This is a genomic window from Streptomyces sp. ISL-66 (genome assembly GCF_018614135.1).
Lineage (GTDB): Bacteria > Actinomycetota > Actinomycetes > Streptomycetales > Streptomycetaceae > Streptomyces.
In genome coordinates this window covers 1-5744 of record NZ_JAGGOW010000249.1, presented here as the reverse complement: position 1 = coordinate 5744, position 5744 = coordinate 1, and the positions used below count along the sequence as shown (strand labels likewise).

Below are 5744 nucleotides of genomic sequence, written 5' to 3'. Positions count from 1 at the left end.
CGCCAGCGCACGCGCCACCGCGTCGGCCAGCGATACGTCGTCGGCCCGCAGGTCCGCTCCGCGCAGCCACAGGGTCGGCGCCGGGTGCGGGCCGCGGGTGCGGCGCAGGGCCAGGTCCGCGAGGGCCGTGGTGCGGCCGGTGCCGGGGTGGCCGATCAGGGCCAGGACCGGGCGGTCTCCGGCGGCGAAGGCGTCCAGGGCGGCGGCGATGTGGGGGCGTTCCACCCGCTCGAAACCCAGCTCCGCGAAGGCCGGGCCCAGGGTGGTGCCGGTGAGCTGCAGGACTCCGGCGAGGTTCAGGTCGGCGCCGTAGCCGGGCACGGTGGCCGCGTTGCGTTCCAGCAGGGCGGCGAGCGGTCCGCCGGGGTCGGCGGCCGCGGCCGCCGCGAGGGGCACCGCGAAGCCGCCGGAGCGGTGCTCCGCTCGCAGAGCGGTGGCCAGTACCGCGAGCACCGCTCCGGTTCCGGCATCGAGCACCGGGCCGCCGCACGCCTGCCCACCCCGTCGCAGCGCGTCCTGTCCGTCGGTCCCGATGGCCAGCTCCAGCGCGGCCGGAAGCAGGTGGAGCCGGCCCGTCGCGGTGTACGTGGCTTCGGCGGCGCCCAGCACCCGCGCCTGCCGCCATCCCCGCGCGGCCAGGCGTACGTAGGTCCCCGGGGCGATCGTCACCCGCCGGGCGACCGGCAGCGGCCGCACCCCGAGCCCGTCGCTGCGTACGAGCGCGAGCCCGAGCTCCGGCAGGGCCGTCACGTCCGCGGCGCCCGCCACCCACGTCCGCTCGCCCGGTCCCCCGCAATCCGGTCCCGGGCCCGATCCCGGCGGCCCGTGCAGGACCACCCGGGACAGGCCGTCCACGGCCTCGTGGCTGGTCACCACCGTGCCGCGATCGTCGGCGACGAAGCCGCTCCCCCGCGGCCGTCCGGCGAGATCGCAGATCCTGATCAGTTCCGCCGTCACCGCACCACTCCCCGCCGCGCGCCCCGTGGTCATGACGGTAGGCAGGTGAAGATCAGCAGGAAAAGCACGCGTGGCGAAAGCGCCCCCTTACGCTCCCTCCATTCACTCCGAGCGCCTGCTCGGACGGGTGAATTAAGGGGTCCGGGTGGATAGAGACCTACCCGAGGGGGGTCGTGGAGCGGTGAGCAGCAGTCCCTTGCGCTCGCCGCTCCACGTCAACAACACCGGCCCGAGCTAAAGCCCGAGCCGGGACGCGGAGCCAGGCCACAGAGCCGGGCCACAGGGCCAGGCCGTGGCCCGGAGCCGCGCCCCGGCCCTGCGTCTCAGACGAAGACCGCCAGCGACTTGGCCTTGCCGCCCTTGCTCTCCACGAGCCCGAGCAGCCGTCCGTCCGGCCCGTAGACCGCGATCGCCCTGCCGGCCTCGTACTCCTGCGGCATGTCCAGCCTCACGCCGTTCGCCAGCAGCCCCGCCCGCCGGGCGTCCAGGTCCCAGCGCGGGAAGGCCGCGGCCGCCGCGTCACCGATCGGCATGACGGTCAGCTCCTCCTGGAGCTGGTCCAGCGTGCGCGCCCGGTCGATCTTGTACGGCCCCACCCGCGTGCGCCGCAGCGCCGTGAGGTGCCCGCCGACGCCGAGGTCGGCGCCCAGGTCGCGGGCGAGTGCGCGGATGTACGTACCGCTGGAGCAGACGACGGAGACGATGAGGTCGACGACCTTGGTGCCGTCCTCGGCCTGCGCCTCGCGCATGTCGTACACCTGGAACGAGGAGACGGTCACCGGACGGGCCGGGATCTCGAAGTCCTCGCCGTCCCGTGCGCGCTTGTAGGAGCGCACGCCCTTGATCTTGATCGCGCTCACCTTCGACGGGACCTGCATGATCTCGCCGGACAGCTTGGCGATGCCCGCGTCCACGGCCTCCCGGGTGACCCCGGCGGCGTCGACCGAGGAGGTGATCTCGCCCTCGGCGTCGTCCGTCAGGGTGTTCTGGCCCAGCCGGATGGTGCCGAGGTACTCCTTCTCCGTGAGCGCGAGGTGGCCGAGGAGCTTGGTGGCCTTCTCCACGCCCAGGACCAGCACGCCCGTCGCCATCGGGTCGAGCGTGCCGGCGTGGCCCACGCGGCGGGTCTTGGCGATCCCGCGCATCTTGGCGACCACGTCGTGCGAAGTGAAGCCGGACGGCTTGTCGACGATGACAAGGCCGTCCGGCGTCTTCCCTGCGTTGCTGCTCATTCCGCGGTTGCGCCCTCGTCCTCGTCCTCGTCCGGCTTCTTGTACGGGTCGGCGTCGCCGGCGTACTGCGCGCCGGAGGACACCTCGCGCACCTGGGCGTCGGAGGTGCGCGCCTTTTCGAGGAGGTCCTCGATGCTCTTTGCGGTCTCCGGGAGGGCGTCCGCCACGAAGGTCAGGGTGGGCGTGAACTTGGTCTGCGCCGCCCGGCCGACCGCGGAGCGCAGTACGCCCTTGGCGCTCTCCAGGCCCGCTGCCGCACTGGTGCGGGCCTCATCGTCGCCGTACACCGTGTAGAAGACCGTGGCCTCCCGCAGGTCGCCGGTGACCCGGGTGTCCGTGATGGTCACGTGCGTGCCGAGGCGGGGGTCCTTGACACCACGCTGCAGCTTCTCGGCCACCACCTCCCGGATGAGGTCCGCCAGCTTCTTCGCCCGCGCATTGTCGGCCACTGGTCCGTCTCCTTCTCAAGTCTTGCGTCAGTCTTCATCACCGTGGATCCGCCGTCGTACCGACAGCAGCTCCACTTCCGGACGTGCCGCGACCAGCCGCTCGCAGCGGTCCAGTACGTCCGAGAGGAACCCCGCGTCCCCACTCACCAGAGCGACCCCTATACGAGCCCTGCGGTGCAGGTCCTGGTCGCCCACTTCGGCCGCGCTCACAGCGAACTTGCGCTGGAGCTCGGCCACGATGGGCCGGACGACGGAGCGTTTCTCCTTCAACGAGTGAACGTCGCCGAGGAGCAGATCGAAGGACAGAGTCCCCACGTACATGCAGTTCCGGATGTCCCGCCGGTGCGGGTTCGGTGGCCTGCCGGCCGTCGCGCGGCAGGGTCACCAGAACCGTACACGCAACGGCCGGGGCCGATCGACGGATATTCCGCCGACCGGCCCCGGTACTACGAGTTACGACACGGTGCGAACCGCCTCGCGCTTACGCGCGGGGCTTCTCGCGCATCTCGTACGTCGCGATGACGTCGTCGATCTTGATGTCGTTGAAGTTACCGAGGTTGATACCACCCTCGAAGCCTTCGCGGATCTCGGTGACGTCGTCCTTGAAGCGGCGCAGACCGGAGATGTTGAGGTTCTCGGCGACGACCTTGCCGTCGCGCAGGAGCCGCGCCTTCGTGTTGCGCTTGACCTCGCCGGACCGGATGAGGACACCGGCGATGTTGCCCAGCTTGGACGAGCGGAAGACCTCGCGGACCTCCGCCGTACCGAGCTCGACCTCTTCGTACTCCGGCTTGAGGAGACCCTTCAGGGCCGCCTCGATCTCCTCGATGGCCTGGTAGATCACCGAGTAGTACCGAACGTCGACACCCTCGCGCTCCGCCATCTGCGCGGCACGGCCGGCCGCACGGACGTTGTAGCCGATGACGATGGCGTCGGAGCCCATCGCCAGGTTGATGTCGGACTCGGTGACCGCACCCACACCGCGGTGCAGGACCCGGATGTCGACCTCTTCGCCGACGTCGAGCTGGAGCAGCGAGGACTCGAGAGCCTCGACCGCACCGGACGCGTCGCCCTTGATGATGAGGTTGAGTTCCTGGACGAGACCGGCCTTGAGGACCGAGTCGAGGTCTTCCAGGGACACCCGGCGGACACGCTTGGCGAAGTTGGCGTTGCGCTCTCGCGCAGCACGCTTCTCGGCGATCTGACGGGCCGTGCGGTCCTCGTCCACGACGAGGAAGTTGTCGCCGGCGCCGGGGACGTTGGTGAGACCCAGGACCAGGACGGGGGTCGCGGGACCCGCTTCCTCGACGTTGTTGCCCTTGTCGTCGAGCATGGCGCGCACTCGGCCGTAGGCGTCGCCCACGACCATCGTGTCGCCGACGCGGAGGGTACCGCGCTGGACGAGGACGGTGGCAACGGCACCGCGGCCGCGGTCGAGGTGGGACTCGATCGCAATACCCTGAGCGTCCTGCTCGGGGTTGGCGCGCAGGTCGAGCGAGGCGTCGGCGGTGAGGACGACGGCCTCGAGCAGGGAGTCGATGTTCAGACCCTGCTTGGCGGAGATGTCGACGAACATCGTGTCGCCGCCGTACTCCTCGGCGACCAGACCGAACTCGGTGAGCTGACCGCGCACCTTGACCGGGTCGGCACCCTCGACGTCGATCTTGTTGACCGCGACGACGATCGGGACGCCGGCGGCCTGGGCGTGGTTGAGCGCCTCGATCGTCTGCGGCATGACGCCGTCGTTGGCCGCGACCACGAGGATCGCGATGTCGGTCGACTTGGCACCACGGGCACGCATGGCGGTGAACGCCTCGTGACCCGGGGTGTCGATGAAGGTGATCTTGCGCTCTTCACCGTTGACCTCGGTACCGACCTGGTACGCACCGATGTGCTGCGTGATGCCACCGGCCTCGCCCGCAACGACGTTCGTCTTGCGGATGGCGTCGAGCAGTCGGGTCTTACCGTGGTCGACGTGACCCATGACGGTCACGACCGGCGGACGCGGCATGAGGAATTCCTCGCCGCCCTCGTCCTCGCCGAACTCGATGTCGAAGCCCTCGAGGAGCTCGCGGTCCTCTTCCTCCGGGCTGACGATCTGAACGACGTAGTTCATCTCGCCGGCCAGCATTTCGAGGGTCTCGTCGGAGACGGACTGCGTGGCAGTGACCATCTCGCCGAGGTTCATCATCACGGCGACGAGCGACGCCGGGTTGGCGTTGATCTTCTCCGCGAAGTCGGTGAGGGACGCACCGCGCGACAGGCGAACGGTCTCGCCGTGACCACGAGGCAGCATGATGCCGCCGACCGACGGGGCCTGCATGGCCTCGTACTCCTGGCGACGCTGGCGCTTGGACTTGCGACCACGACGCGCGGGACCACCGGGACGGCCGAAGGCACCCTGCGTGCCACCACGGGCATTGGGACCACCGGGACGCCCGGCGAAGCCGGGACGGCCGCCGCCGCCGGCACCAGCCGGACCGCCGCCGAAGCCGCCACCACCGGGACGGGGACCGCCGAAGCCGCCGCCGCCGCCGGGACGCGAGCCCGGACCGGCCGGACGACCGGCGAAGCCGCCGCCCGCGGGACGGCCTGCGCCGCCACCGCCACCGGGACGGGGACCGCCCGCACCGGGACCACGGCCACCGGGGCCGCCGCCGGGACGGGGACCGGGACCACCGGCAGCGGGACGCTGCGGCATCATGCCCGGGTTGGGACGGTTACCACCGGGGGCACCGCCCGGACGGGGGGCACCACCCTGCGGACGGGGCATGCCGCCCGGAGTCGGGCGACCAGCGCCCTGACCCTGCGGACGCGGGGCGCCGCCGGGGCCGCCCTGCGGACGGGGAGCACCCTGGCCGCCGCCGGCGCCGGGGGCACCGGGACGGGGAGCGCCGGCCGGACGGGGCGCCTGGGGGCGCGCCATGCCGGTGGAGCCACCAGAGGTGAACGGGTTGTTGCCCGGACGGGGACCGGCCGGACGGGCGCCCTGGGGACGCGGAGCCTGGGCACCGGGACCGGCGGGACGCTCGGCACGGGCCGGAGCGGCACCTGCCGGACGCGGGGCGCCGGGACGGGCGCCGGCCTGGCCGCCCTGACCCTGGGC

General features: G+C 71.8%; 4 protein-coding genes and 1 pseudogene. All 5 read right to left on the bottom strand.

What is annotated here, in order from left to right:
• Positions 1 to 990, bottom strand: a pseudogene (locus J7E97_RS35405) (serine protease); the annotation flags it as partial.
• Between the two features lie 290 nt (positions 991 to 1280).
• Complete coding sequence (gene truB / locus J7E97_RS35400) at positions 1281 to 2189, bottom strand: tRNA pseudouridine(55) synthase TruB (protein WP_215035785.1); 909 nt, start codon at positions 2187 to 2189, stop codon at positions 1281 to 1283.
• Positions 2186 to 2638: a 30S ribosome-binding factor RbfA gene (gene rbfA / locus J7E97_RS35395; protein ID WP_215035784.1), complete on the bottom strand. Its 453-nt coding sequence runs from the start codon at positions 2636 to 2638 to the stop codon at positions 2186 to 2188. Before rbfA ends, truB begins: the two co-directional genes overlap by 4 nt.
• A gap of 27 nt (positions 2639 to 2665) precedes the next feature.
• Positions 2666 to 2959 carry a DUF503 domain-containing protein gene (locus J7E97_RS35390; protein WP_215035782.1) on the bottom strand — a complete coding sequence of 98 codons (294 nt, stop codon included), beginning with the start codon at positions 2957 to 2959 and terminating at the stop codon, positions 2666 to 2668.
• Between the two features lie 160 nt (positions 2960 to 3119).
• Positions 3120 to 5744 (bottom strand): translation initiation factor IF-2 (gene infB / locus J7E97_RS35385; RefSeq protein ID WP_215035780.1); only part of this gene is annotated, 2625 nt, incomplete at its 5' end.